This window comes from Rhizobium sp. CB3060, from assembly GCF_025200735.1.
Classification (GTDB): Bacteria; Pseudomonadota; Alphaproteobacteria; order Rhizobiales; family Rhizobiaceae; genus Rhizobium.
The window spans coordinates 3,069,816-3,096,628 of the sequence record NZ_CP104158.1 but is presented as its reverse complement, the minus strand read 5'-3'; the positions used below and the strand labels follow the sequence as shown (position 1 = coordinate 3,096,628).

Here is a 26,813-nt window from a genome sequence, read left to right as displayed (position 1 = left end):
AAAGGTTTCACAAAGCCTGCAACATTCCCATTTGTCAATTCTTGTTGTGGGGTGGCTGAGGCCCCATAATTAGGGCGCCATGAGACTCGATTCAAAATATTTCGATCGCATTCGAACCCGCCGCAAGCGCGAGCCGGAGGCCGAACAGGCTCCGCCGACGTGCCAATGGGACGGCTGCGACAAAAAGGGTACGCATCGTGCGCCGGTCGGGCGCAATGCGGAAGGGCAGTTCTTTTTGTTCTGCTTCGAGCACGTCAAAGATTACAACAAGGGCTACAATTATTTCTCCGGCCTCTCGGACGGTGAGATCGCGCGTTACCAGAAGGAAGCCATCACCGGTCATCGCCCGACCTGGACCGTCGGCGTCAATAAGTCGGCCCGCAACAGCCCGCTGCAATCCGACATCCGCTCCGGTTCCTATTCCCGCGTTCGCGATCCCTTCGGTTTCGTCAAGGACGGGCAGGGGCAGGGACGCGGTCCGCGCTTCCCCCAGGAGCGCAAGTTGAAGACGCTCGAGGCGAAAGCCTTCGACACGATGGGGCTGGGTGCCAATGCCACCAGCGCCGAGATCAAGAGCCGTTACAAGGAACTGGTGAAAAAGCACCATCCGGACGCCAACGGCGGCGATCGCGGCTCGGAGGAACGGTTTCGCGCGGTCATTCAGGCCTATCAATTGTTGAAGCAGAACGGTTTTTGTTAATTCCTGTCCTTGCTCTCCGTCTTCAATCAGGTATGGTCCAAATCGGCTGAGGCCGCAGGCGACTGCGGCAAGGTGCGCTTTTGGCTGGCTGCACCTCGGTCAACTTTCCGGGCGCGGCGTTTCTTGTCCGGGACTCAGTTCCAGAATGCTCGTAAGCGATCATTTCATCGCGCCGAGGTTTCGCTTCAGTCCCGGAGAAGTATCGCCGATGTCCCGACCGGACGGATGCGGACAATAAGCTGCGGCGTCACGGATGAAAAAAGCTGAGATTGATATGGCTGGGTGACAGTCGCCCGCCTTGGAGACATGATGAGCAAGATTGACCTTGATATTTCCGAGCTTCCCGACACGACCGTTTCGGTCCGTGAAGTCTTTGGAATCGATTCCGATATCCGCGTTCCGGCGTACAGCAAGGGCGATGCCTATGTGCCCGACCTCGACACCGACTATCTGTTCGATCGCGAGACGACGCTCGCCATCCTCGCCGGCTTTGCCCATAACCGCCGCGTGATGATCTCCGGCTATCACGGCACCGGCAAGTCCTCGCATATCGAGCAGGTCGCAGCCCGCCTTAACTGGCCATGCGTGCGTATCAACCTCGACAGCCATGTCAGCCGTATCGACCTCGTCGGCAAGGATGCCATCGTCGTCAAGGACGGCCTGCAGGTCACCGAATTCAAGGACGGCATTCTGCCCTGGGCCTATCAGCACAATGTCGCGCTCGTCTTCGACGAATACGATGCCGGCCGCCCGGATGTCATGTTCGTCATCCAGCGCGTGCTGGAATCGTCCGGCCGCCTGACGCTGCTCGACCAGAGCCGTGTTATCCGTCCTCACCCGGCCTTCCGCCTGTTTGCGACCGCCAACACCATCGGTCTCGGCGATACGACGGGCCTCTATCACGGCACGCAGCAGATCAACCAGGCGCAGATGGACCGCTGGTCGATCGTGACGACGCTGAACTACCTGCCGCACAACAACGAAGTCGATATCGTGCTGGCGAAGGTAAAGTCTTTCCGCACGGAGAAAGGCCGCGATACCGTGTCCAAGATGGTGCGCGTCGCCGATTTGACCCGCGCGGCCTTCATGAACGGCGATCTTTCCACCGTCATGAGCCCGCGTACGGTCATCACCTGGGCGGAAAATGCGGAAATCTTCGGCGATGTCGCCTTTGCCTTCCGTGTGACCTTCCTCAACAAGTGCGATGAGCTGGAGCGGCCGCTGGTCGCCGAGCAATATCAGCGCGCTTTCGGCGTCGAGCTGAAGGAAAGCGCCGCCAACATCGTGCTCGAAGCCTAAGAGAAGAGCCAGCAAGTCATGGCAGGTCGCGGAGACAATTCCAAAGCGAAGCCGGGCGCTCCGGTGGACATGGAGCCGTTGCGTCGGGCGATTACCGGCTGCGTGCGCTCGATCGCCGGCGATGCCGAGGTCGAAGTGGCCTTCGCCAACGAACGCCCGGGGATGACGGGCGAGCGCATTCGCCTGCCGGAGCTTTCGAAGCGGCCGACGGCGCATGAGCTGGCGGTGACGCGCGGCCTTGGCGATTCCATGGCGCTGAGGCTTGCCTGCCACGACGCCCGCGTCCACGCCACCATGGCGCCGCAGGGCGCCGAGGCGCGCTCCATCTTCGATGCCGTCGAACAGGCCCGCGTGGAATCGATCGGGGCATTGCGCATGAGCGGCATGGCGGCCAACCTCAATTCGATGAATTCGGAGAAATACGCCAAGGCGAATTTCTCCGGTATCGAGCGGCAGGAAGACGCGCCGATCGGCGAGGCCATGGCGATGATCGTGCGCGAGAAGCTGACCGGTCAGCGGCCGCCGGAAAGCGCCGGCAAGGTGCTCGACCTCTGGCGTCCTTTTATCGAGGACAAGACCGGCGGCGAACTCGACAATCTGCTTTCTGCCATCAACGACCAGCAGAGCTTCGCCCGCGTCGTCCGCAATATGCTCACGGCCATGGACATGGCCGAGGAATACGGCGACGAGGACATGGAGCCGGATTCCGATGAGGAGTCTGCCGAGGAGGACAAGCCGAGCGGCGAAGATCAGGATGATCAGGACGTCGAGAGCGACGACGGTTCCGACTCCGCGCCTGCCGAGGACAGCGAAGCTTCCGATGAGCAGATGGACGACGGCGAGATGGATGGCGCCGAAATCTCCGACGACGACATGAGCGAAGAGGGCGAAGAGGATTCGGAAACGCCGGGAGAGACCCGCCGTCCGAATACGCCCTTCGCCGACTTCAACGAAAAGGTCGACTACCACGTCTTCACCGAGGAGTTCGACGAGACGACCACGGCGCAGGAACTCTGCGACACGGTGGAGCTCGAGCGCCTGCGTGCCTTCCTCGACAAGCAGCTCGCGCATCTTCAGGGCGCCGTAGGGCGGCTTGCGAACCGCCTGCAGCGCCGGCTGATGGCGCAGCAGAACCGCGCCTGGGATTTCGACCTGGAAGAGGGGTATCTCGATCCGGCGCGCCTGACGCGCCTGATCATCGATCCGATGCAGGCGCTCTCCTTCAAGATGGAGCGCGACACGCAATTCCGCGATACGGTCGTGACTCTGCTGATCGACAATTCCGGTTCCATGCGCGGCCGGCCGATTACCGTCGCCGCGACCTGCGCTGATATTCTGGCGCGCACGCTGGAACGCTGTGGTGTCAAGGTCGAAATCCTCGGCTTTACCACCAAGGCCTGGAAGGGCGGACAGGCACGCGAGAAATGGCTCGCCGGCGGCAAGCCGCAGACGCCCGGCCGGCTCAACGATCTCCGCCACATCATCTACAAATCGGCCGACGAGCCCTACCGACGGGCGAGAACCAATCTCGGCCTGATGATGCGCGAAGGCCTGCTCAAGGAAAATATCGACGGCGAGGCGCTGATCTGGGCCCATAACCGCCTGCTCGGCCGCCGCGAGCAGCGCCGCATCCTGATGATGATCTCGGACGGCGCGCCGGTCGATGATTCGACGCTGTCGGTTAATCCGGGCAACTATCTGGAGCGGCACCTGCGCGCCGTGATCGAGCAGATCGAGACGCGGTCGCCCGTGGAGCTGCTGGCAATCGGCATTGGCCATGATGTCACTCGCTATTATCGCCGCGCCGTGACGATCGTCGATGCCGACGAGTTGGCTGGCGCCATGACCGAACAGCTCGCATCGCTGTTTGAGGATCAGGCCAGCCTGCCGCGTATGCGTCGCGCAAGCTGAACAGCCTATAGTCCAACCTGTATCGGCCTTCCGGCCGGTGCTTCCGCCGATTTTCCGCCTAGAGCTGTTCATCGCTTCACGGAATCGCTGAACTGCTCCATCTCTTTGTTTTAACGCAATTCCGGACGGAAAACCGCTACGCACTTTTCCTGGAATTGCTCTAGTTGCAAGGCCCCGTGAGAGCCCATGAAACGCCTTTGCCGCGCGACCATGCTTGTGATGCTGCTCGCCGGCTGCGGCTCTATGGATACGTCGGAAGGTGGGCCGGCGGAAATACACGCGACGGCGATAACGGCATTCAAGCCCGGTTCCGAACAGACACGGTTCGGTGCGCTCGAATTTCTCGGCGGTCTTGAACTCAGCTCCGGCAACGCACTTCTCGGCGCCCTCTCCGCCATCCGCTTCCGTCCTGATCAGCGTCATTTCGTTTCGGTCCTGGATACCGGTCATTGGCTGACGGGGGCCATCGAGCGCGATGAGGACGGCAGGCTGAGGCGCATTGTCGATGCCCACATCATGCCGATGATCGATCGCTTCGGCGAGACGGATGCCGGCAAAGGCGCGATGGATGCGGAAGGGCTGGCGCTGCGGGGAAACCATGTGCTCGTCAGCTATGAGCAGAATCATCGCGTCGACACCTATCCCGATCCTGGTTTCGAGACTTCTCCGCCCGACGGCAGCGTTCCGATCCTAATTCCGAAGAAACTATTGCGCGGCAACCGCAGCCTGGAAGCCCTGATGACTGCACCGCAATCGAGCCCGCTTGCGGGAGCAGCGGTGATCGTCGCGGAGCGCAGCCTGGACGATCAGGGGAACATGCTGGCGGCGATTCTGGACGGACCGTTGAAGGGCCGCTTTACCGTGCGCCATTACGACGATTTCGACGCCAGCGACGGTGTTTTCCTACCCGACGGCGATCTACTGCTGCTGGAGCGGCGCTTCGATCTGGCGCACGGTATCGGCGTACGTATCCGCCGCATCGCGGGCGGCGATATCAAGCCGGGCGCGGTCGTCGACGGCAACGTCATCTTCCAGGCAGGGTCCAATCTGCAGATCGACAATATGGAAGGACTGGACGCCTTCCGCGCCGCCGATGGCGCGATCCACCTGATCATGGTCTCCGACGACAATCATTCGATCCTGCAGCGAAGCCTGATGCTGGAATTCCGGCTGAGGGATGAGAAGCTGGTCAGCCAGAAATGAGAAAGCCCGCGACTTGCGGGCTTTCATGAAATCGCATGGGTAGCTGTTTACGCGGCGCGGACCGGCTGCGTCGGCTTCAACACGTTCATCAGCGCGCCATAGGGCAGCAGCATGACCAAGCCGACGGTCATCTTCACCGAGAAATCGCCGATCGCCCAGGAAATCCAGCGCGGCGCCGAGGTCGAGAAAGTGCCGAGAATTGGCGCCCAGTCGATTGCGAAGGGATCGTTGGGGCCGAAGAAGACGAAGAAGGGCGCGAAGGCGAAGGAGAAGAACATCACCGTGTCCAGCATCGAGCCGATCAGCGAACCGAACAGCGGCGCGCGCCACCAGGCCATACGGCGCAGGCGGTTGAAGACCGAGATATCGAGAAGCTGGCCAGCGAGATAGGCTGAGCCGGAGGCGATCGCGATACGCGGCTGTGCGGTGAAGAAAGATAGCGTAACGCCGACGACGAAGCCGGCGAAGACCACCTTGCGCGCGGCCTTCGGCCCGAACTGGCGGTTGGTCAGGTCGGTGATCAGGAAGGCGACGGGATAGGTGAAAGCGCCCCAGGTCAGGATGTCGGCGAGATTGATACCGGCGAGCTCAGCCTGCAGCGGATACTGCACGAGGATGTTGGAGGCGACGACGACGAGCGTCATCAGCAGAACGTAGACAAGCGTATAGCGTGACGTCAGCATTTTTTTATCCTGGGTGATGCCACCAGTTCGAGGAACAAACCGGGCATGGAAAAAGGCTTGTCCGGAGGTTATCCGTGCAAGCCTTTCAGCCCGTATTATTTCTAGAAGCGCGGAAGCTTAGGCTGCTACGGCAGCAGCTTCAGCGGTCTTCTTGACGATCTGGCGACGCAGCAGGCGGGCGCGCATGCTGAGCTCGTTTTCGCTTGCCTTGATCAGGAAAGCGTCGAGACCGCCGCGATGCTCGACCGAGCGGAGTGCTGCAGCGGAAACGCGCAGACGATAACGCTGGCCAAGAACGTCAGAAATCAGCGTGACCTGGCAGAGGTTCGGCAGGAACCGACGCTTGGTCTTGTTGTTGGCGTGGCTGACATTGTTGCCCACGAGGACGGCCTTGCCGGTCAATTCGCACATGCGGGACATAGTACACCTACTTTTGTTTTTCTTGGCCATCGGATAGTCATCCCGGGCAAAACCCGGCGCGCAATCCAACAGGCCATAATTGGAAAGTTGCGGTTCTATAGTCAGAGCGACCGGCTACGTCAAGCCAAACCTTGAGCTTTCCCGCAATTCCGTCAAAAAGCTGCTGTTTTCTGATTGTCGCAGCAAGGGCATAAAGCGCCTATATATGCTGTCTGCTCTTTGTTGAAGGCTTTGGTCATGGTTCATTTTGGAAGGTGGCTTTTTGTTTCGGCCCTGCTGGCGTCGATGCCCTTGGCGGCATCGGCCGAGGAACTGCGGCATGAAACACAGTATCGCGTGTCGCTCGCCGGTTTTCCGATCGCGAGGGCGGATTTCAAGACCGAGGTCAAGGATAAGCAGTTTACCATCCGGGGCGATATTACGTCGGCGGGCCTTGCCGATCTCGTCACGTCGATCGATGCGAAAACCGATGTGACCGGCACGGTCGGCGATAACAAGCTGCAGGCGACGCATTACACTCTCTATTACAAGAGCGGAAAGAAGGAACGCACCTATGATGTCGCCTATACCGATGGCAATGTGACGTCGAATACGATCACGCCGGAGCCGAAGCGGCCGCAAAGCTGGATTCCGCTCAGCAACGGAGATCTGCACTCGGTACTCGATCCGATTTCCGGCATGATCTTTCCAGCGACCGCCAATCTCAACCTCTGCAATCAGACCTTGCCTGTCTTCGACGGCGAGATGCGCATGGATCTGAAACTGTCGCCGAAGGGATCGCACCCGTTTTCGACGGATGGTTTCAAGGGCAAGACGATTGCCTGTGGCGTACGCTTCACGCCGAAGAGCGGCTATAAGGGAACGCGCAAGGATTATCTCTATCTCGCCAAGAGCGACGGCATGGAGATCTGGTTTGCCAAGGCTGATGCCATGAATGTATATGCGCCTGTCTACGTCCGTATCCCGACGCAATACGGGACGGTGACGATTACTGCCGTGAAATACGGTAGCTAGACGGGCTTTCGATTCGGAAAGAGCCCGCGGCGACAGACTGGGGGCCGACTTGAAGTTTCGCGCAACATTGACGGGATTTGCGGCCATCGTGATGTGGTCGTTTCTGGCCTTGCTGACGGTGGCATCGGGTAAGATGCCGCCGTTTCAATTGCTCGCCATCTGTTTCGCCATCGGCAGCATCCCCGGCATCGTTGTTCTCGCCTTGAGGCCGGAGCGCCTGCAGTTGCTGCGCCAGCCGGCCAAGGTCTGGATCACCGGCATCGCCGGGCTGTTCGGCTATCATTTCCTCTATTTCACCGCGCTGCGCCATGCGCCGGCGGTCGAGGCGGGGCTGATCGCCTATCTCTGGCCGTTGCTGATCGTGGTCGGCTCGGCGCTCCTGCCGGGCGAGCGGCTGCGCTGGTACCATATCGTCGGCGCGCTGATGGGTCTTGCTGGCACGGTGCTGATCGTCGGCCGCAACGGGTTTCACTTCGAGGGTGCCCATGCCATCGGCTACGGTGCGGCATTTCTCTGCGCCTTCACCTGGTCCGGCTATTCGTTGATCACCCGCCGGTTCGAGGCGGTATCGACCGATGTCGTCACTATCTTCTGTCTGGTGACATCAGCCCTTTCCCTCGTCTGCCATCTTGGCCTGGAGGATACGATCTGGCCGGAAGCGGCGTCGCAATGGATTGCGGTATTCGGGCTCGGGCTTTTTCCGGTAGGCGCTGCCTTCTATGCCTGGGATTACGGCGTCAAAAACGGCGATATCCAGATTCTCGGCGCGGCGAGCTATGCTGCACCGCTGCTCTCGACGCTGATCCTCACTTTGTTCGGCTTTGCCGAACCTAGCTGGAGCATCGCGCTTGCCTGCATTCTGGTCACCGGCGGGGCGGTGCTGGCAGCGCACAGGATGATCCTGCGCCGGGACAATACCGGCCCGGCACAGGCGGAAGCGGCGCAATAGCTCCGCTCCGGTCGTTGCCGCCTATTCCTTGAAGACTTTTTGCAGGAATGCGATCAGCGACGGCCGCCAGACATCCATCTCATGCCCGAGGTCCGGGTATTCTTGATAGTCGTGTTTGATTTTCTTCTCTTCGAGCATCGCCTTCAGGCCGGCGACGTCCTTGCCGACGACCTGGTCCTTGCTTCCAACCGTCACCGTGAAGTTGCGTAGCTTGTTGACCTTGTCAGGGCCGCTCAAAGCTGCGTCAACGGCCTTGTTCGACACGGTGGTCGTGCTCACCCCGCTGAAGGTCGCGACCCAGCCGAAGGTGCCGAGATGCGAGAGGCCGGAAACGAGCGCCTGGTATCCGCCCTGCGACAGGCCGGCGACCGCACGTCCGTCAGCATCGCTGCGCACCTGGTAATGGTTTTTCATATAGGGGATGAGATCCTCGATGAGTTCTCGATCCGCTGCTTCGGCATTTGCCGGATAGAAGTTTTTCCGGCGTTCGGCGGCGGGGAAATTCTCCGCAACCGCATCCGGCACGTCGGTTTCCGTGTCCGGAATGACGACGATCATCGGCTCGATCTTCTTTTCCGCCAGCAGATTGTCGAGAATCTGGGGTGCCCGTCCCTGCGCAATCCAGGATGCGGCCGTGTCGCCGAAGCCGTGATAGAGATAGAGCACGGGTAGTGGCTTCGTCGGATTGCTATAGCCGGGCGGTGTGTAGACATACATCTGGCGCTCCGAATCGAGCGCTTTGGAATGTAGTGTCACCAATCGCAGGTCGCCGTGCGGAACATTGCGAATATCGAGGATGCTGCCGGGCACGAGGATGAGGCTGGTATTCACCTGCCGCTGCGGCTTGGGCGAATTTGTGCCGGGATCGATGCTGCGAAAGCCGTCGACGTTGAAATAGTATTCATAGAGGTTGGGCTTCGTCGGCTCGGTCTTGGCAGCCCATATGCCGTCATCGCCGCGTTGCAGCGCGATCGGATTGTGCGAGCCGAGAACGACGGTGACGGCTTTTGCCGAAGGAGCGTAGAGGCGGAAGGTGATCGATCCGTCTTTGCCGACGGAGGTGACGAATTCCTTCAGCGGACGTTCCGCCGGCGGTGCGGCGGGAGCGTCAAGGGCAGCGGCGGGAAGGCTCATGACACAGCCCGCCAGAACAAACACGGGGAACAACAAGCGCACGAAAAAATCTCCTCCACATCAACCAATTTCTCTCTCCCCGTGTAAAGCTGCGGCAGTGCGAAGGTTTTTCAAGGCGGCTGTCCGCAAAGCAGCCACCTTGGGTCGTACGTGATATCAAAGAACGGGAAAAGTTCAGTCTGATGAAGGCTTCCAGCCGGGAGCGGCCATTTCGAAGCTGGAAAATTCGAAGCCCGGCGCGACCGTGCAGCCGACGAGGGTGAAATCGCCGAGAGTTTCGGCCGCCTGCCACCAATCGGCGGGGATGATCGCCTGCGGACGCTCGCCTTTTGCGAGGTCGACGCCGAGGACGATCGTCTCGCTCGTTTTGCCGTCGGCGGAGCGATACAGCGCAAGCGGTGCGCCGGCATAGTAGTGCCAGACCTCCGCGGCGTCGCGCACCCGATGCCAATGCGAGCGTTCGCCCGCCTGTAGCAGATAGTAGATCGCGGTCGAATGGCCGCGGTTGCCGCCATGCTCGTCGCGGAACGTCTGTACATACCAGCCGCCTTCCGGATGCGGCTGCATGGAAAGTGCCTCGATGATCTCTTCCGGCCGCATCAGAAATTGTCCTTGCGCTTGCGGATTTCGGCAAAGACTTCCTCGTTGCTGCGGCTTTCCATCAGCAGATTCCTGCGGATCGATGGATCGGCGGCGCGCAGGAAGGGATTGGTTTCTTTCTCCAGCGCGAGCGTCGTCGGAATGGTGAATTTGCCTTCGGCCCTCAGCGCCTCGATATCGGCGGCGCGCGCCTTCAGCCTTTCATTGTCGGGATCGATGGTAACGGCAAAGCGGGCGTTGGACAGCGTATATTCATGGCCGAAATAGATTGCCGTTTCGTCCGGCAATACGGCGAGCTTCTGGAGGGATGCCCACATATCCGCCGCCGGCCGCTCGAACAGCCGGCCGCAGCCGAGCGCAAAGAGCGTGTCGGCGGCAAAAAGCAGCTTGTCATCCTCGAAGTGGTAACAGACATGACCAGCCGTATGGCCCGGTGTCTCGATGACGTTGACGGTATGATCGCCGAACTCGAAGGTGTCACCGTCGCTGACGGCGCGGTCGAGGCCGGGAATGGCGACTGCTTCATTGATCGGGCCGATGATTTCGCAGCCGAATTGCTCCTTCAGCGCCAGATTGCCCTCGACATGATCGGTGTGGTGATGGGTGGTGAGGATGTGGGTGATCGTCCAGCCCCGACGCTTGGCGGCCGCCAGGATAGGCTCTGCTTCAGGCGCGTCGATCGACGCCGTGTAGCCGCTTTCTGGATCATGGACGAGCACGCCGAAATTGTCTGAGCGGCAGATAAATACCTCTAATTCCAAGGGTTTCATGGTCGAAATAGTCCTTATCGATGCGCTTGAATCGGAATGTAGGCGGTTCGGCCTTGAAGTCCAACGGGTGGCTGATAACATTTGTGGCGATGCACGCCGATATCGTCGATCTCCGCCAATTCTATCATTCCGAGCTTGGGCGCTTGGCCGAGCAGTCTATCGCCATGGCGCTTTCCTCGATCTGGTCGCGGCTGCCGGAAGAACGGCTTGTCGGCCTTGGCTATGCCGTTCCCTATCTCGATCGTTTCCGCGCCGACACCGAACGCACTTTCGCCTTCATGCCGGCCGGGCAGGGCGCCGTGAACTGGCCGGTGGATTCGGTTTCGGCGACAGCATTGATCTTCGACGAGGAATTGCCACTGCCGGACAGTTCCATCGACCGGGTTCTGATGGTGCATTCGCTGGAATTCGCCGAAAGCCCGCGCGAGACGCTGAAGGAGCTTTGGCGCGTGCTGGCGCCTGGCGGCCGGCTCGTCATCGTCGTGCCGAACCGCACGGGCGTATGGGCGCGCATGGAGCATACACCCTTCGGCTCCGGTCGGCCCTATTCGCGAGGGCAGCTTACTTCACTGCTGCGAGAGACCAACTTTACGCCGGGTGCGACCGCCGAGGCGCTGTTCTTTCCGCCCTCGAAGCTGCGCACCGTCCTGCGGCTCAGACGCGCCTTCGAACGGATCGGGCGTACGCTCTGGCCGGCTTTTTCCGGCGTCATCATCGTCGAGGCGCAGAAGCGGCTTTACCAGGGCCTGCCGGTCGCCGTCCGCGCCTCGCGCCGCGTCTTCGTGCCGGTGCTGGCGCCGCGCGGCATACCGACGACGCGCGACGGTGCATGAGCAGGCTTGCCAACTGGCAAACACTCGACAAATTCGTCAATCCGCATTAATGCCACGAGATGTCTAAAGCCGGAATTTTCCGGCCCTTCCCAAGGTCGATCCCATGAGCATGGAAATGAGCAAGCCCGTCCCGCGCCCCGGCATTCTCGATATCGCCGCCTATGTGCCGGGCAAGGAGCATGCGCCGGGCGTGGCGCGGGTGTTCAAGCTCTCCTCGAACGAGACGCCGTTCGGTGCAAGCCCCAAGGCCATCGAAGCCTTCCGCGCAGCCGGCGAGCATTTGGAACGCTACCCGGACGGGCAGGCCACGGAGTTGCGTCAGGCGATCGCCGACATTCACGGCCTGAACACCGCCAATATCCTCTGCGGCAACGGTTCCGATGAGCTGCTCGGCCTGCTCTGCCATGTCTATCTCAGCGCCGGAGATGAAGGCATCATCACCGAGCACGGCTTCCTGATCTACAAGATCCAGATCCTGGCCGCAGGCGCAACGCCGGTGACGGTCAAGGAGAAGGATCGTACTGTCGATGTCGACGCGATTCTTGCCGCTGTAACCGACAAGACCAAGATCGTCTTCATCGCCAATCCGGCCAACCCGACGGGCACTTATGTGCCGGTCAGCGAAATCCGCCGTCTGCAGGCGGGCTTGCCGAAGCATGTTATCCTCGTGCTTGACGCTGCCTATGCCGAATATGTCCGCCGCAACGATTATGAAGCCGGCCTCGAGCTTGTCTCCTCTAATCCCAATGTCGTCATGACCCGTACCTTCTCGAAGATCTACGGGCTTGCGGCGCTGCGCGTCGGCTGGCTGTATGGGCCGGCCGATGTGGTGGATGCGCTGAACCGTGTGCGTGGCCCGTTCAACATGAATGCGGCAGCCATTGCCGCCGGTGCGGCCGCCATCCGCGACCAGGCCTTCACCCAGAAGGCCGTGGCGCACAATACGCTGTGGATCGAGAAAGTGACGAAGGCCTTCGAATCGATCGGCCTCGAGGTGACGCCGTCGGTCGCCAACTTCGTGCTTGTTCACTTCCCCGATATCGAGGGCAAGCGTGCTGCCGATGCCGACGAGTTCCTGACCAGCCGCGGCTATATCCTGCGTGCGGTGCGTGCCTACGGCTTCCCGAATTCGCTGCGCATGAGCATCGGCACGGAAGAGGCTAATCTGGGCGTCATCGATGCCCTGACCGAATTCATGGGGCGCAAGGCATGAGCAGCATGCAGTTCGACCGTATCGCGCTGATCGGCATCGGCCTGATCGGCTCGTCGATCGCCTATGACATCAAGCGGCTCGGCCTCGCCAAGGAAGTAGTGATCTCGACGCGAAGCGCCGAGACGCTGAAGCGTGCCGAAGAACTCGAACTCGGCGACCGCTATACGCAATCGTCGGCCGAAGCCGTTGGGGATGCCGATCTCGTCATCGTCTCCGTGCCGGTCGGCGCATCGGGAAGCGTTGCGGCGGAAATCTCCGCGCATCTGAAGCCCGGCGCCATCGTCACCGACGTCGGCTCGACCAAGGCGTCCGTCATCGCGCAGATGCAGCCGCATATGCCGAGCAATGTGCATTTCATTCCCGGCCACCCCATTGCGGGCACGGAGAAGTCCGGGCCTGACGCCGGGTTTGCCGGGCTGTTCGAAGGGCGCTGGTGCATCTTCACGCCGATCCCCGGCACCGACGAGGCCGCCGTCAAAAGGCTTCGCCATTTCTGGGAAGCGCTCGGCTCGCGCGTCGATGAGATGGATGCCACCCATCACGACAAGGTGCTGGCGATCGTTTCGCATCTGCCGCATCTCATCGCCTATAACATCGTCGGCACGGCTGATGATCTGGAGACGGTGACGGAATCGGAAGTGATCAAATATTCCGCCTCCGGCTTCCGCGATTTCACCCGTCTCGCCGCGTCCGACCCGACAATGTGGCGCGACGTCTGCCTGCACAATCGCGATGCCATTCTGGAAATGCTGGCGCGTTTCTCGGAAGATCTTGCCTATCTGCAGCGGGCAATCCGCTGGGGAGAGGGCGACAAGATTTTCGATCTCTTCACCCGCACACGCGCCATCCGCCGCTCGATCGTCGAGGCTGGCCAGGACGTCGACGCCCCGGATTTCGGGCGTCACGCGCTGGATGTGAAGAAGTAGGTATCGACATAACCTTCGCCCCGCTGAGGCGCAGGTGGTGATTCTCAGATCGGCGGGATCTTGCCGAGCGGAATGAAGCCGCTGAGCGAGAGGCGGCCGCGATCGGCGGTGAGATCGACGGAGACCTTGTCACCGCCGGCCGCGAGCGACTTCAGAAGCTTGGTGGCGGTGTCGATCATGTTTTTGGCGGCTGGGATCGTTGCTTTCAGGCTGTCGCCCCATGGTCCGATCTGATTGATCTCCAGTTTGAACTGACCGGACAGAAAGCCCTGATCGTCGAAATTGAAGGGGCCGGAAAGGGTCATGACGCGGCCGTCGCCGATATCGATCACCACCTTGCGAAGAACGCCTGCAGCACCATAAAGGCCGTGTCCGTCGCTGCCGTCGAGCAAGCCTGCCTTGCCGGTCAAGGTGATATCGGCGCTTGTCGATGCCGTCGGCAGCGTCTGCGGAAAATCCTTGATGACGGCATTGGCATTTTCGATGCCGATCGCCAGTTCCAGGTCGTCGCCGTTCTGGCGCGCGTGCATTTCGGTGTGCGCGGCGGTCACGTCGGCGCTCTGGCCGGTGAACGAGGAGACGATGCCAGCCTTTAGCCCATCGATGACGGTCTCGCTCTGCGCCACGCCACGGCCCTTGGCGATGAGATTCGATTGCAGATCCGTCCATTCGGCCGACACCGTCAAACCCTGCGCGGTGCGGATCTCGGCCGGCGATCTCAGGCTCCAGCCGACATGGTTCGGCTGATAGACCGGCGCCGAGGCATGGAGGTTGTCGAAGGAGGCGGAAACGCCCTTCACATGATCGTCGACGGTCACCTTGGCGCAGGAGAGGCCGATGGAGAAGGGAAAGCCGCTGAAGGCCATGTCGCTGCATTCGCCCGAAATGCCTGCGTCTTTCTGCTCGCCGAGCGCCTTCAGCACGGTCGTCTTCACCATCGTGGTCGCATAAAACCAACCGCCGGTATAAAGCCCGGCAAGGATCACGATCAGCCCCAGCCCGATGAGCCACATGCGTTTGCCTCTGCCGGATGCTACGCTCTGGCTTGACGCTGCCATGTTGTTCTCCAATGGTTGAACCTATGTGTTCACAATGATTTGGCGTTGGATATGGACGAATTTTGGGTATTTGGCTACGGATCACTCATGTGGAATCCGGGGTTTAGCTATGTTGAAAAAGCAGAGGCCTTGATTTTCGGCTACCGCCGCTCCCTTTGCGTCCATTCCTGGGTCCATCGCGGCACGGAGGCAAGTCCGGGCCTGGTGCTCGGCCTCGATCACGGCGGCTCCTGCCGCGGCATGGCATTCAGCATAGCAGCCGCCGAGCGGGACGAAGTGCTGAGCTATCTACGCGAGCGGGAGTTGGTCACCAACGTCTATCTGGAAAGGACGCTGCCCATTCGTCTCGCGGATGGCCGAAGGGTAGCTGCCGTCGCCTATATTGTCGACCGTAATCATCAGCAATATGCCGGCACGCTCGACGCCATAGAGGCGGCCCATATTGTCGATTCCGCCGTCGGACAGTCCGGACCGAACGATGCCTATGTCTTCAATACGCTGACGCATCTGCGCGAGATGGGCATTCGCGACCAATGGCTGGAGCAGGTGGCGGGCGAGATCGAGCGGATGCGGGAGGCGTCTTAAACCGCGGTCGCCATCTTCGCTTTTGCGATCTCGGCCAGGCGCCGCGCGGCCGTCGGCGGGACCGGCAGATGCGGATTGTTGGCGATGGTTTCGACCAGCAATTCGTCGCTTGCCTTTTCCGTCTCCTCAAGCAATCGCGCGAAGAAGGCGTCCGGATCCAGGCCCGGCGGGATCGGCGGCAGGATGCGCACCTTGAAATGGCCGGGATACTTGCGGAAGGTGCGGCGCGGCCAGAACAGGCCGGGATGCATGGCCACGGCGACGACGGGAATGTCGAGATCACGATACATGCGGGCGATGCCGTACTTATAGACCGGCTCGGCCCCCGGCGGACGGCGAGTGCCCTCGGGATAGATGATCAACTGGCGGCCGGTAGAAAGCTCTTCCCGCGTGCGCTTCAGCACGTCGAACATCACCTTGCCGCGGGCGCTGCGGTCGACCGGGATCATGCGCTGTTTCTTCGCATACCAGCCGAACAGCGGAATCCACATCAGCTCGCGCTTCAGAATGTAGACCGGATCATCGAGATAGGGCAGCAGTGCGAAGGTATCCCAGAAGGATTGATGCTTCGGGGCGAAGATGTAGCTGCCGGCGGGAATATTCTCCAAGCCCTCGATCTCGAAGGTGGTGCCGACGATCTTCTCCATCAGCCAGACGCTGGATTTCGCCCAGGCCTTGGGGATCGCGTAGCCGGCCTTGCGCGGCATCAGGAAATAGATCGGTGAAAGCACGATCATGCGAATGATCAGGTTGGCATAGAAGGTCGTATTGAACAGGATCGAACGCAAGGTGATCATCAAAGGCTTTCCCAACACGCCGGCTTTCGCCAGCATCTGAAGCTTTGCCTACACGATTACGCTGTCAATAAAAAGTCGGTCCATGTGTCGCCAAGTATCTTAGTCCGGATCATCGTCCGTCTCCCGCGAGCGCAGGCCGAGCGGGCGTCCGAGACCCGTGAGATTGCGGGCGCCGGCGAGAAGAACCTTGGCATATTCGGAGAGCATGGTGCGCAGCGCATTGGGGTCGGTGAACCAGTTCTTGGTCTTGAGATCGGAATTGACCACCGGATAGGGAATGAAATCCGTGGCCGGATCGACATATTTCAGCTCGGCCAGGCTGCGCGGCATGTGATAGTTGTTCGTCACCACCAGTATGCTCTTGTAGCCTCTGGCATGGATCCATTTCGCGGCTTCGCGGGCATTGCCGATGGTGTCGAGGGCGTCATAACCGACATCGACACAGCAATTGAAGAGACTGACGGGGCTTTGGGTCAGCCTGCGGATTTGCGACGGCGTCGTGGTCGGATGGACGCCGGAAATCAACAACCTGTTGCCGGCGCCGGTGCGCAGCAGTTCCACGGCCTGGCCTATGCGCTGATAGCCGCCAGTCAGCACGACAATGGCATCCGCCTTCGGTTCCGGCGGCGGCTTCAGCGTGGTGATCGAATCGGCGAAATGCAGGAAGCCGCCGAAGACAACGGCGACAAGGATGATGAAGCCGAAGCCGCCCCAGCGCAAAAACCTTCGGAAGAGGCTGCGCCGCACAGGCCGGTCGCTGCGGGATTGCTCTCGCAACGTCTGCGAACTCACGGTCTTGCGAGTCGTCAGGTCCATGCTCATGATTCGCTATTATGCGCCAATTGCGGCAAGGAACAGACCATTAGATCGAAAAAAATCATCGCCCTAGCGTCAATTTTGCACAGTTTCGGTTCTTCCGGGGTCGGAGCGGATCAAATCGATCTCGTAAATGGTGCGCATGACGGTGAAGCGCGCCGTGACCGTGGTGAGCAGGGCAATGATGATCATGGTGGCGAGGATGCCGAGATAGCCGAGCGCGCCGACCGAGAATGTGCCGAACAGGGCGGTTGCCTGGTCGGTCTGCGGCGTCGCGATCGTGCGGCTTTGCAGAAAGCCGGCGCTGGCGAAAAACAGGGCGGCGAGCGCGCTGCCAGCAGCCGAACCCTTCAGGCTGATCTTCAGGAAATGCTTCTGGAATTCGGTGGCAACAAAGGTGCTCTCGGCGCCGACGAAGTGGAGCACCTCGACGATGTGGCGATTGCTCGAGAGCGCGCCGCGCGTGGCAAACACCACGGTCAGCACCATGGCGGTGAAAACCAGGAGCAGGACGCCGGTGCCGATCAAAACGGTAGTGTGCGCCATGGAGACGAGCCGATCGACCCAGGTGCGGTGATCATCCAGCGTCGCCTGCGGAATCTGATCCTTGAGGAGGTTGCGCATCGCCTCGAAATCGGGGGGATGCGTTTCGTCGATGGTGATGATCACCAGGCGCGGGACGGGCAGCTCCTTGAGGTCGAGGCCGGCGCCGAGCCAGGGTTCGAGCAGGCGAGCGGTCGCCGCCTCGTCGACGATCTGGCCGGACTTGGTGCCGACGAAACCGAGCGCGATGTCGCGGGCGCTGGCGAGCGCCTTGTCCATGTCGAGATTGTCGTCCGGCTTGATCTGGATGGTGATCTCGCGGGAAATCTGGCTCTCCCAGCTTGCCGCCGTCGAGCGCACCATGCTGACGGCGCCGAGCGTCAGGCAGGCAAGGAAAGCCATGATGGCGATAACGACGATCAGCGCGTTGCCCTGGATATTGGAGGACGGCACGATCGGTCCGGTCGGGCGCACGCGCATTTCCGGCCGCCTTCTCTCCGGCGGAGATGCGGCGGGTCTTTCCTGGTTGTTGGCAGCCCCGGCATTCGAGGCTTTCCTGCGGGGAGCGGGCTCAGTCATAGATATCGAGATGCCCTCCCGATAAAATCATGCGCCGGGCTTCGATCTGATCCATGAGGGTGAGGTCGTGCGTGGCAATGACGACCGCCGTGCCGAGGCGATTGAGTTCGAGGAACAGGTTCAGCAGCCGCCGTGCCATGGGTGGATCGACATTGCCGGTCGGTTCGTCGGCGAGCAGAATCTCGGGGCGGTCGATCAGGGCGCGGGCAATGGCGGCGCGCTGCTTCTCGCCGCCCGACAGCACCGGCGGCAACACATTGATGCGTTCGCCGAGGCCGACCCATTTCAACAGTTCCAATACGTCGGTGCGATAGGAACTTTCCTCCTTGCCGCGCACGCGCAGCGGCAGGGCGACGTTTTCGTATGTCGTGAGATGCTCCAGCAGCCGGAAATCCTGAAAGACGATGCCGACGCGGCGGCGCAGGAGCGGCAGCTCGTTGCGCGGGATCGAGGAAATCTCACGGTCGAACATGCGGATCAGTCCGCGGGTCGGCTGCAGCGACATGAAGAGAAGCCGAAGCAACGTCGTCTTGCCGGCGCCGGAAGGTCCCGTCAGGAACTGGAACGATTTTCGCGGAATGTCGAAGGTCAGGTCACGGAGGATTTCCGGACCCATACCATAGCGCAAACCGACGTTCTCAAAATGAATCAACGGGCAGTCCACTCTTCCGCAGTGTTCAATCAGGCGACTTGTTAACCAAGGGCGTTAACAGCCGGTAAATTTTGCTGGAAAGGCGCCCGATTCATGGCGATCTTTGCGAAGCATTAACTATTAAAATTTACGACTGGGCAGGATTCGTTTCAATGCCCAGAATTCAGGTGGGCGTTGAAACCATGTGGATCACCGGAAAGGGAGATCGTCATGGGCACTTTTCGCCACCGCCAACAACAGGCGGGATTGATCTATGACCTGCTGCCGCCCGAACGCGCATTGGGTTCGGGACTATCGCGCCGCTTCGGGCCGAAGCCGGATGTCGTCGACGCCGAGTTCGTGACGGTCATTCCCAGCCGCATCAGAACCGCCTCGGGCAGCAACGCTCGCGACGGGGCTTTCCGCCCCAGCCAATCGCCGCGGCCGGCTCCCAAGGGAGCTTTCCTGCATGCGCTCACGGGCCTGCGCCTTGCCGAAGGCTGGCTGCAGCAAGCCTCGCGGCGCAGCTTCGTGGCGCTCATCGTTGCTCTGGCCATCCTGGTCTTCGGGCTTGCCGGCGGCTTCTCGGGATTGTCGGGTACGCCGGCACAGGCCACCTCGGAGCCGCTACAGTTTTCCCATGTGACGCTGACGCCGCGCGACGAGAACGGCATGCGGGTGCTCACCGTCAACGGTATCATCGAGAACGAGACCGGCGCCACGCTCTCGGTGCCGCCTGTCCGCGCCGATATCTTCTCCGGCGGTCAATTGCTGACAAGCGTGGTGGTGAACCCGCCGGTAAACCGTATCGGGCCGCATGAGAGCCGCGGATTTTCCACGCGATTGCAGCATCCCGGTGGAAAAATGCCGGATGTTCGCCTCTCCTTCATGCCTTAGGGGGTGTGTCGGCCCTCAGGTTTGTGCTACGGGCTAGAGCTTGATCGGCGGACAAGCGCCGAAAATAGCCATGGAGCATACCAACCAATGCCTGTCGTACGCGGGAAGAATATCGAGCCGCTTTTCACCGCCGAGCAGATCGCCGAGCGCAATCGCGCCATGGCGAAGGAAATCGCCAGCGGACCGACGAAGGATCTCCTCGTCATCGCCATTCTCAAAGGCTCGTTCATCTTTGCCGCCGATCTGCTGCGTGCGCTGCATGAGACGGGACTGGCGCCGGAAGTCGAGTTCATCACGCTCTCAAGCTACGGTGCAGGCACGGTCTCCCAGGGCGTACGCATCGTCAAGGACATCGACAGCGATGTCAGGGATCGCGATGTGCTGCTGATCGACGACATTCTGGAATCCGGCCGCACGCTGCGATTCGCCAAGGAATTGCTCTATGAGCGCGGCGCCCGCCACGTCACGCTTGCCGTGCTGCTCGACAAGAGCGTGAAGCGCCAGGAAGAGCTGGAGGCCGATTATGTCGGCTTCGAATGCCCCGATTATTTCGTCGTCGGCTACGGCATGGACGTTGCCTATGCCTTCCGCGAGTTGCCCTTTGTTGGCGTGGTAACCGGGGACGCCTGACGTATCGGGAGCCAAGTATGGCTGCCGTTTTGGGACAATCCAACGCTCATACAAGCTGTCCCAATATGCTCCAGCGATGACGACTCATTAACCACGGAGCCGCATCGCACCGCCGTCGTTTACCGATCGCAAACGGAATTCTGGTGATTTCGGTCGCGGAACATGACGGACCACGGAGCATAGACCATGGCAAAAATTCTGATCACCGAAGACGAAGATTCTCTTCGCACCTTTGTCGCGCGCGCCCTGCGCTTGGACGGACACGAGACCGAAGAGGCGGCCGATGGCGCCGAAGGTCTGGAAAAGCTGAAGCAGGGGGCTTACGACCTGCTACTCTCCGATATTCGCATGCCGGTGATGGACGGTATCGAACTGGCGCATCAGGCTGCCTCGACCTGCCCTGGCATGAAAATCCTCTTAATGACCGGCTATGCCGAGCAGCGCGAACGCGCCGACGACCTCATGGAAAAGATCGTCGACGTCGTCGCCAAGCCTTTCGCTTTGCCGGATATCCGCAAGGCCGTTGCCCGCGCGCTGGCGGCTTAAGCAGTTATGTCAGACAATGACCTTCGCCCGTGGCGGCGAAGGTGGCGTCAGCTCTTCTCTTACTGGCCAAGATCGAGCAGGCGCTCCAGATAGCGCCGTTCTTCCGAAAATGACGGGTTGTTGCTCAACCGCTCGCGGATCGCATCGAGGATTTCGCGGGCGCGTTGCGGATCGATGATGTTCGGTATCTTGTTTTCGTTTGCATCATCAAAGAAGTTGCCATCGTTGCGTTGACGGCCGAGAGGATCGCGGCCGTTCTGATTACCTTGGCCAACTTGTCCCTGCTGCTGACCTTGGCCCTGACCCTGCTGTTGCTGCATCTGCGCCATAAGCTGGTTCATCATATCGCGCGTGCCCTTGCGTAGGGCGTCCAGCGCGCGGCCCTGGCCCTGTACGGCGGCTTCGCCATTGCCCTGGGAGAGGTCGCCGGAGGCGCCCTTCATTTCCTGTTGAGCCTTGCCGTAATTCTGGTTCGGCTTCATGCCCATGGAGCCGAGGTCCTTTTGCAGTTCGCCGAGCTGCTTGCCGAGTTCATCCTGCTGCTTGCGCAATTGCTTCAGCGCATCACGCAGTTGATCGGCAGTCATATTATCAGTCTGATTGTCGCCCTGCTGTTTCTGACCCTTCTGCTGGCCTTGCTGTTCCTGGCCCTGCTGCCGATCCTGCTGCCCCTGATCCCGCTGCCCCATATCCGGCTGTGTCGGATCGGTCAGATCCGGCATGGGCTGGTTCAGCGCATCGTCACCATCTTCGTTGGGATCGCCGCGCTGCATGCGGTCGCGCATGGCCTGGTCGAGCTTGAAGGTCTGCTCCATCAGCTTCTGCTGGTCGCGCAGGATGCGGCCGAGCTTGTCCATCTGCTGGCGCATCTTGTCGTTGGCTTCGTTCTGCTGCTGGTTCTGACCGCGTTGCGGCCGTCCGGCCTGGAGGCTGTTCATCATCTGCTGCAGTTCGGACAGCATCTGCTGCGCCGCCTGGCGGTTGCCGGAACGGGCCAGATTTTCGATCTGATCCATCATCCGCTGCAGGTCCTGCTGGCGCAGGATATTGGCCGACTTCTGGTTTGGCTGCGCCGGCATGTTCTTCATGCGCTCGGCGAGCTCCTTCATATAGTCGTTCATTGCCTTGCGCAGTTCGTCCATCAGCTTCTTGATTTCGGCATCGGACGCATTGCGCTGCAGGGCCTCGGAGAGCTTCTGCTGCGCGTCGCGCAGCGCCTTTTCCGCATCGGTCAACTGTGCGTCTTCCATGCCGAGCGCGATCTGCCACAGATAGTCGGCAGTATCCTTCAGCGCGATATCGCCCCGAGCGAGTTTCATACGGGTCAGTGCCGATTCGAGCAGCAGGTAGTTGCCGAGATCCGGGATCGTCTCATTCGGCCGGATCGTCAGCGACCGATTGAGTTCAATCGCCTCCGGCATTTTGCGGGTGTCCAGCGCGAAAACCTGGCGTTCCTCGGCAACGGCGGCAGCGAGCGGCTCGGTGAAATTGCGCGAGGGCAGGGTCATTTCATAGGGTGCGCTGCGGCCGGTCTGGCCCGCGCCGTCGCGGGCGACGAGGGTAATGCGCACCTGCCTGCCGGCAAGCGGGGCCTGCGTCAGGTCGTGGCTCGCCAGCCCTTTGCCGTTACGGCGATCCCGGCGCGAAATCTCCAGCTTGTATTCCGGCAGGCCGTAAAGCGGCGTGGCTTTGGGATCGGTCTCCACAGGCACGATTTCGGCATGGGCCTCCTCGATGCCGTAGTCGTCCTTGACTTTGAAGCCCATTTCGAGCGCGCCGTTGGGGTTGCCGTGCGGAATACCGTCGAAGGCGATTTCCGGCGGCTTGTCGGTGACCACTTTGAAGGACCAGGATTTGCCGTTGACGGTGAGCTTGCCGCCTTTTTCGAGCTTCAGCACATGGGTGCGGGCGACCATGGCATCGGCGCCAGCCGGGGTGGCGGCGTTATTGGACACCGGTTGTATGGCCGGAGGGGTGGCGGCATTGCCGTTCATCGGCGGCTGCTTGCTCGCATCCGCCGCCTGCTCGGGGATTTCGGCGCCAGTGTCGCTGCCGGCAGCCTGAAACAACACCTTCTCGTCCGTCGAAGCGCCGGTGACGCGCACAGTAAGCTCGGAGAATTGCGGTATGTTGACGCTGTCGCCCGTGTTGGCAGCACTGCCCGTCAGGTAGACGGGGGCTTCCCCGGTATAGTAGGGCGGCGTTACCCAGGCATCGACGCGCAGGTCCGGATTGATCGACGTCTCGGCCGGAGCAGTGAAGGCATCGCTGAGCGCGCCGCCGCTGTTGGACATGGAGAAGCTGAAAGCAGTGACCAGCAGCAGGGCCGGAATGGTGCGGAGCGCGAAGCGGTCGTAACGGGCGATGTCAGGACGCGGCAGGCCGGCGTCCAGAGCCGCAATCCGCGCTGCCATGCGCTCCTGATGCTCCCGCCACAACGCCCGGGCAAAGGGTGTATCAAAAGCCGGCTCGTCCTCCTGTACGGTGACAGGCTGGTGGGCAAGGCCGTTGCGCTCCTCCAGCATCCGATCGGCTTCGGCGACCGTCGGCCAGCGCAGGCGGCGGAAGGGGAAAACGGAGACGGCAAAGGCGAGCGCGAAAACGGCAAGCAGGACGAGGCGCAGAGCATCCGGCGCGATGCGGAAAATGCCGAACCAGGCAGCCGAGAGGAAAAGAGCCAGGATCGAAAGCGGCACCAGCAGCAGGGGCAGGATCTGTTCCGAGATCAGTACCACCCGAGCAAAGAGACGCTTGACCGCAACCAGCCGCGCCAGCGCCGGACGGGTGGCGAGAGCGCCCTTCTTGAGGTTGCTGGGGCTGGTCATCGGTCCGGTTTTCTCCCCGCTCTGACGTTGATGGCTATCTCTCCCATGGAGACGGCGGGGCGTCGCATACGCCCGCAGTTACGGCGTCCGGCGAGACGCCTTTCACAGGAAGATAACATTCTTTGTGGCGAAGACGAGGGCAAGCGGCGGTAAAGGCCGCTTTTTCATCGGATTTCGCCGAAACGTGATTAAGCTGCTTGGTTGGGCGCGGCGCATGAATTCCATCCGAAAATCGCTTCGGATTTTCGAATTATGCGTCGAGCCAGGGCGGGATGGAATCGAGGCCAATCAGCTCTTCATAGGTCTTGCGTGGGCGAATGACGTGGAAACCGCCGCCCTTGACCAACACTTCCGGCACCAGAAGCCGGCTGTTATAGGTGCCGGCCTGGACCGCGCCGTAAGCGCCGCCGGAGCTGATGGCGAGCAGATCGCCGGGCTTCGGCATCGCCATTTCACGATCGAGAGCCAGGTAGTCGCCGGTCTCGCAGACAGGGCCGACAACATCGGCCTTGATGCGCGGGGCGTTGGCGGCGGTGATCTCGACGGCGCGGATTTCGTGATAGGCCTCGTAGAGCGTCGGGCGGATCAGGTCATTCATCGCGCCATCGACGATAACGAAGGTCTTGTTGCCGCCGTCCTTCACGTAGATCACCTCGGTCACCAGGATGCCGGCATTGCCGACGATCAGGCGGCCGGGCTCGGTGACGATCTTGCAGTTCAGACCGCTCAATTGGTTCTTGACGATGTGGGCATAGGCTTCCGGCACCGGCGGCGGGTTGTTGTCGTCGCGGTAAGGAATGCCGAGGCCGCCGCCGATATCGACATGATGAATATCATGGCCATCGCCACGCAGCGTCTCGACGAGATCACGCAGCAGCTTGAAGGCGTCTTCGAAAGGCTGCAGCTCGGTGATCTGGCTGCCGATATGCATGTCGATGCCGGTGACCTTGATGCCCGGCAGGCTGGCGGCACGGCCATAGACGGCGCGGGCACGTTCCCAGGAAATGCCGAACTTGTTTTCCTTCTTGCCGGTCGAAATCTTCGCATGCGTGCGAGCATCGACGTCCGGATTGATGCGGAAGGAGACGGGGGCGACCTTGCCGGCGCGGACGGCGCGCTGGTTCAGCACTTCCAGTTCCGGCTCGGATTCGACGTTGAAGCAGTAGATGCCGGCTTCAAGCGCCACGTCCATCTCCTCAGCGGTCTTGCCGACGCCGGAGAACATGATGCGGCTTGCCGGAATACCGGCCGCCAAGGCGCGATGCAATTCGCCGACGGAGACGACGTCGACGCCGGCGCCGAGCCGGCCGAGCGTCTTCAGCACCGCCTGGTTGGAATTGGCCTTCATAGCGTAGCAGACCATCGCGTCGACATCGCCGAATGCTTCGGAGAAGACGCGGTAGTGACGCTCGAGCGTCGCCGTCGAATAGACGTAGAAAGGCGTGCCGACAGCCTTGGCGATCTCGGGAACGGGAACGTCCTCGGCGTAGAGAATGCCGTCGCGATACTGAAAATGGTTCACGGTCGATGCCTGTTTAGAGGAGGGGATCGAGGAGGAACTTCTTGTCCTCGGTGCCCGGCTGTTTCGTCGGCTTGTTGACGTCGCCGCCCTTGGTCGCCGCTGCACTTGGCGGATCGAGATCGCCTTTGCGGCCACATCCGACGACGGCAAGGCCGATGACCGAAAGCACGACGGTCAGGCGGATGATATGCGGCATGTTGATCTGCATCGAAATCCTCTTGGGCGGCAAACGCGGAAAGCAGTCCTTCATAGCGAAGTTTCCGGGGCTTGTGCACCCTGATTGTTTGGTTGTGGTTTCGGCGATTTTCTCAGTTGCGGGCGCGCCAGAAGGCGATCTGCTTGCGCACTTCCGACGGCGCCGTGCCACCATAGCTTTTGCGGCTTGCGACCGAGGCCTCTACGGTCAGAACGTCGAAGATCTTGGCCGTGATGTCAGGGTGGATCGCCTGCAGCTCTTCGAGCGACAGTTCGGCGAGATCGCAGGACTTGCTTTCGGCGAGGGCGACGGCGCGACCGGTGACATGGTGGGCGTCACGGAAGGGCAGGCCCGCTTCGCGCACCAGCCAGTCGGCGAGGTCGGTCGCGGTCGAATAGCCGGAGCCGGCGGCGGCCTTCATGCGAGCGGTATTGATCGTCATATCGCGCACCATGCCGGTCATGGCGGCGACGGCCAGCTCCAGGCTTTCGGCGGCGTCGAAGACCTGTTCCTTGTCTTCCTGCATGTCCTTGGAATAGGCGAGCGGCAGACCCTTCATGATCGTCAGCAGCGCGACCAGCGAGCCGTTGATGCGGCCGGTCTTGGCGCGCACCAGCTCGGCGGCATCCGGGTTCTTCTTCTGCGGCATGATGGAAGAGCCGGTCGAGAAGGCATCCGAGAGGCGCACGAAGCCGAACTGAGGCGTCGACCAGATGACGATTTCCTCGGCGAGCCGCGACAAGTGCATGCCGGCGATGGCGGCGATCGACAGGAACTCGATGGCGAAATCGCGGTCGGAGACAGTGTCGATCGAATTGCGGGTCGGCTCGCGGAAACCGAGCGCCTTGGCCGTCATGTGACGATCAATCGGAAAGCCCGTGCCGGCAAGCGCCGCGGCCCCGATCGGCGACTCGTCCATGTGCTCGATAGCGTGGCGCACGCGCGAACGGTCGCGGCCGAACATTTCGACATAGGCCATGCAATGATGGCCGAAGGTGACCGGCTGCGCCGTCTGCAGATGGGTGAAGCCGGGCATGACGGTTTCAGCGTGCTCTTCGGCGCGGTCGAGGAAGGCTGATATCAGGTCGGTCAGCGCCTGCTCGCATTTCTGCAGCTCTTCTTTCACCCAGAGGCGGAAATCGAGCGCCACCTGGTCGTTGCGCGAGCGGGCGGTGTGCAGGCGTCCGGCAGCCGGTCCGATCAGGGTCGCGAGCCGCGCTTCGACATTCATGTGAATGTCTTCGAGGCGGCGGGAAAATTCGAAATTGCCGGCTTCGATCTCTGACAAAATCGTGTTCAGCCCGTGAACGATCTTGTCTTTATCCTCGGTTGAAATGATGCCCTGATGGGCGAGCATGCCGGCATGGGCGATGGAGCCGCGGATATCCTGCGCAAACAGCTTCTTGTCGAAACCGATCGATGCATTTATCTCCTCCATGATTGCCGCGGGGCCGGAGGCGAAACGTCCGCCCCACATCTGGTTGGAGGATTTGGTGTCCTTGCCGTCAGCCATGAGATGCCTACCTGGAGAAT

At 61.1% G+C, this 26,813-nt stretch carries 27 protein-coding genes; 13 read left to right on the top strand and 14 right to left on the bottom strand.

Going from position 1 to position 26,813, the window contains the following annotated elements; genetic code table 11:
- The first annotated feature begins 79 nt into the window (after window positions 1-79).
- The 4 genes from N2601_RS14935 to N2601_RS14920 all read left to right on the top strand — a co-directional run bounded on the left by N2601_RS14935 (window position 80) and on the right by N2601_RS14920 (window position 5,113).
- Complete coding sequence (locus N2601_RS14935; RefSeq protein ID WP_104824542.1) at window positions 80-700, top strand: J domain-containing protein; 621 nt, start codon at window positions 80-82, stop codon at window positions 698-700.
- Between the two features lie 309 nt (window positions 701-1,009).
- Window positions 1,010-1,999: a cobaltochelatase subunit CobS gene (cobS, locus tag N2601_RS14930; protein ID WP_104824541.1), complete on the top strand. Its 990-nt coding sequence runs from the start codon at window positions 1,010-1,012 to the stop codon at window positions 1,997-1,999.
- 18 nt (window positions 2,000-2,017) lie between these two features.
- Complete coding sequence (gene cobT / locus N2601_RS14925; RefSeq protein ID WP_104824540.1) at window positions 2,018-3,910, top strand: cobaltochelatase subunit CobT; 1,893 nt, start codon at window positions 2,018-2,020, stop codon at window positions 3,908-3,910.
- 186 nt (window positions 3,911-4,096) lie between these two features.
- Window positions 4,097-5,113, top strand: coding sequence for an esterase-like activity of phytase family protein (locus N2601_RS14920; protein ID WP_104824539.1), 1,017 nt, complete (start codon window positions 4,097-4,099; stop codon window positions 5,111-5,113).
- Between the two features lie 47 nt (window positions 5,114-5,160).
- Here the strand turns inward: N2601_RS14920 and N2601_RS14915 are convergent, their stop codons facing one another.
- Window positions 5,161-5,796 (bottom strand): queuosine precursor transporter, encoded by a 636-nt coding sequence (locus tag N2601_RS14915; protein ID WP_104824538.1) that lies wholly within the window; start codon window positions 5,794-5,796, stop codon window positions 5,161-5,163.
- 117 nt (window positions 5,797-5,913) lie between these two features.
- A complete protein-coding gene (gene rpmB / locus N2601_RS14910) occupies window positions 5,914-6,216 on the bottom strand; it encodes a 50S ribosomal protein L28 (protein ID WP_104824537.1) in 303 nt (100 codons plus the stop codon).
- Between the two features lie 237 nt (window positions 6,217-6,453).
- Between rpmB and N2601_RS14905 the strand changes: the two genes are divergently transcribed.
- Both N2601_RS14905 and yddG read left to right on the top strand, forming a co-directional pair.
- The gene (locus N2601_RS14905) at window positions 6,454-7,230 is read left to right on the top strand and encodes a DUF3108 domain-containing protein (RefSeq protein WP_104824536.1); all 777 of its coding nucleotides are present in this window, start codon (window positions 6,454-6,456) and stop codon (window positions 7,228-7,230) included.
- Between the two features lie 49 nt (window positions 7,231-7,279).
- On the top strand, window positions 7,280-8,179 hold the full coding sequence (gene yddG, locus N2601_RS14900) for an aromatic amino acid exporter YddG (protein WP_260303177.1): 900 nt from the start codon (window positions 7,280-7,282) through the stop codon (window positions 8,177-8,179).
- Between the two features lie 21 nt (window positions 8,180-8,200).
- Here yddG and N2601_RS14895 read toward each other — a convergent pair whose 3' ends face one another.
- The 3 genes from N2601_RS14895 to gloB form a co-directional block, all read right to left on the bottom strand.
- On the bottom strand, window positions 8,201-9,355 hold the full coding sequence (locus N2601_RS14895; protein WP_104824534.1) for an esterase: 1,155 nt from the start codon (window positions 9,353-9,355) through the stop codon (window positions 8,201-8,203).
- A gap of 132 nt (window positions 9,356-9,487) precedes the next feature.
- A complete protein-coding gene (locus tag N2601_RS14890) occupies window positions 9,488-9,913 on the bottom strand; it encodes a cupin domain-containing protein (RefSeq protein ID WP_104824533.1) in 426 nt (141 codons plus the stop codon).
- Window positions 9,913-10,683 (bottom strand): hydroxyacylglutathione hydrolase, encoded by a 771-nt coding sequence (gene gloB / locus N2601_RS14885; RefSeq protein WP_104824532.1) that lies wholly within the window; start codon window positions 10,681-10,683, stop codon window positions 9,913-9,915. Before gloB ends, N2601_RS14890 begins: the two co-directional genes overlap by 1 nt.
- A gap of 53 nt (window positions 10,684-10,736) precedes the next feature.
- On the opposite strand from gloB, the gene N2601_RS14880 reads away from it, so the two are divergent.
- From N2601_RS14880 to N2601_RS14870, 3 genes are all read left to right on the top strand, one after another.
- Window positions 10,737-11,516, top strand: a complete 780-nt coding sequence (locus N2601_RS14880) for a class I SAM-dependent methyltransferase (protein WP_104825233.1) — start codon at window positions 10,737-10,739, stop codon at window positions 11,514-11,516.
- A gap of 103 nt (window positions 11,517-11,619) precedes the next feature.
- Window positions 11,620-12,729, top strand: a complete 1,110-nt coding sequence (gene hisC / locus N2601_RS14875; protein WP_104824531.1) for a histidinol-phosphate transaminase — start codon at window positions 11,620-11,622, stop codon at window positions 12,727-12,729.
- Window positions 12,726-13,655 (top strand): prephenate/arogenate dehydrogenase family protein, encoded by a 930-nt coding sequence (locus N2601_RS14870; protein ID WP_104824530.1) that lies wholly within the window; start codon window positions 12,726-12,728, stop codon window positions 13,653-13,655. The genes hisC and N2601_RS14870 overlap by 4 nt, the downstream gene beginning before the upstream one ends.
- 44 nt (window positions 13,656-13,699) lie before the next feature.
- On the opposite strand, the gene N2601_RS14865 is transcribed toward N2601_RS14870, so the two are convergent.
- Window positions 13,700-14,713: a DUF2125 domain-containing protein gene (locus tag N2601_RS14865; RefSeq protein WP_104824529.1), complete on the bottom strand. Its 1,014-nt coding sequence runs from the start codon at window positions 14,711-14,713 to the stop codon at window positions 13,700-13,702.
- Between the two features lie 51 nt (window positions 14,714-14,764).
- Between N2601_RS14865 and N2601_RS14860 the strand changes: the two genes are divergently transcribed.
- Complete coding sequence (locus N2601_RS14860; protein ID WP_104824528.1) at window positions 14,765-15,298, top strand: gamma-glutamylcyclotransferase; 534 nt, start codon at window positions 14,765-14,767, stop codon at window positions 15,296-15,298.
- Here N2601_RS14860 and N2601_RS14855 read toward each other — a convergent pair.
- The 4 genes from N2601_RS14855 to ftsE all read right to left on the bottom strand — a co-directional run bounded on the left by N2601_RS14855 (window position 15,295) and on the right by ftsE (window position 18,685).
- Window positions 15,295-16,095 carry a lysophospholipid acyltransferase family protein gene (locus tag N2601_RS14855; protein ID WP_104825232.1) on the bottom strand — a complete coding sequence of 267 codons (801 nt, stop codon included), beginning with the start codon at window positions 16,093-16,095 and terminating at the stop codon, window positions 15,295-15,297. The two genes, N2601_RS14860 and N2601_RS14855, sit on opposite strands and share 4 nt — an antisense overlap.
- Window positions 16,096-16,194: 99 nt before the next feature.
- Entirely contained in the window at window positions 16,195-16,917 is a 723-nt protein-coding gene (locus tag N2601_RS14850) for a YdcF family protein (protein WP_104824527.1), read from the bottom strand.
- Between the two features lie 69 nt (window positions 16,918-16,986).
- Window positions 16,987-18,033, bottom strand: coding sequence for a cell division protein FtsX (locus N2601_RS14845; RefSeq protein WP_445944964.1), 1,047 nt, complete (start codon window positions 18,031-18,033; stop codon window positions 16,987-16,989).
- The gene (gene ftsE, locus N2601_RS14840) at window positions 18,026-18,685 is read right to left on the bottom strand and encodes a cell division ATP-binding protein FtsE (RefSeq protein WP_199773495.1); all 660 of its coding nucleotides are present in this window, start codon (window positions 18,683-18,685) and stop codon (window positions 18,026-18,028) included. The genes N2601_RS14845 and ftsE overlap by 8 nt, the downstream gene beginning before the upstream one ends.
- 210 nt (window positions 18,686-18,895) lie before the next feature.
- On the opposite strand from ftsE, the gene N2601_RS14835 reads away from it, so the two are divergent.
- The 3 genes from N2601_RS14835 to N2601_RS14825 all read left to right on the top strand — a co-directional run bounded on the left by N2601_RS14835 (window position 18,896) and on the right by N2601_RS14825 (window position 20,737).
- On the top strand, window positions 18,896-19,561 hold the full coding sequence (locus N2601_RS14835; RefSeq protein ID WP_104824524.1) for a hypothetical protein: 666 nt from the start codon (window positions 18,896-18,898) through the stop codon (window positions 19,559-19,561).
- Between the two features lie 87 nt (window positions 19,562-19,648).
- On the top strand, window positions 19,649-20,191 hold the full coding sequence (hpt, locus tag N2601_RS14830) for a hypoxanthine phosphoribosyltransferase (protein ID WP_104824523.1): 543 nt from the start codon (window positions 19,649-19,651) through the stop codon (window positions 20,189-20,191).
- Window positions 20,192-20,377: 186 nt separating this feature from the next.
- Window positions 20,378-20,737: a response regulator gene (locus N2601_RS14825; protein WP_104824522.1), complete on the top strand. Its 360-nt coding sequence runs from the start codon at window positions 20,378-20,380 to the stop codon at window positions 20,735-20,737.
- 59 nt (window positions 20,738-20,796) lie between these two features.
- Here N2601_RS14825 and N2601_RS14820 read toward each other — a convergent pair whose 3' ends face one another.
- From N2601_RS14820 to argH, 4 genes are all read right to left on the bottom strand, one after another.
- Complete coding sequence (locus tag N2601_RS14820; protein WP_260303176.1) at window positions 20,797-23,562, bottom strand: TIGR02302 family protein; 2,766 nt, start codon at window positions 23,560-23,562, stop codon at window positions 20,797-20,799.
- A 250-nt stretch (window positions 23,563-23,812) separates the two neighbouring features.
- Window positions 23,813-25,084 (bottom strand): diaminopimelate decarboxylase, encoded by a 1,272-nt coding sequence (lysA, locus tag N2601_RS14815; protein ID WP_104824520.1) that lies wholly within the window; start codon window positions 25,082-25,084, stop codon window positions 23,813-23,815.
- A gap of 13 nt (window positions 25,085-25,097) precedes the next feature.
- Window positions 25,098-25,292 carry an LPS translocon maturation chaperone LptM gene (lptM, locus tag N2601_RS14810; protein WP_028754825.1) on the bottom strand — a complete coding sequence of 65 codons (195 nt, stop codon included), beginning with the start codon at window positions 25,290-25,292 and terminating at the stop codon, window positions 25,098-25,100.
- A 100-nt stretch (window positions 25,293-25,392) separates the two neighbouring features.
- On the bottom strand, window positions 25,393-26,793 hold the full coding sequence (gene argH / locus N2601_RS14805; RefSeq protein WP_104824519.1) for an argininosuccinate lyase: 1,401 nt from the start codon (window positions 26,791-26,793) through the stop codon (window positions 25,393-25,395).
- Between the last annotated feature and the right edge of the window lie 20 nt (window positions 26,794-26,813).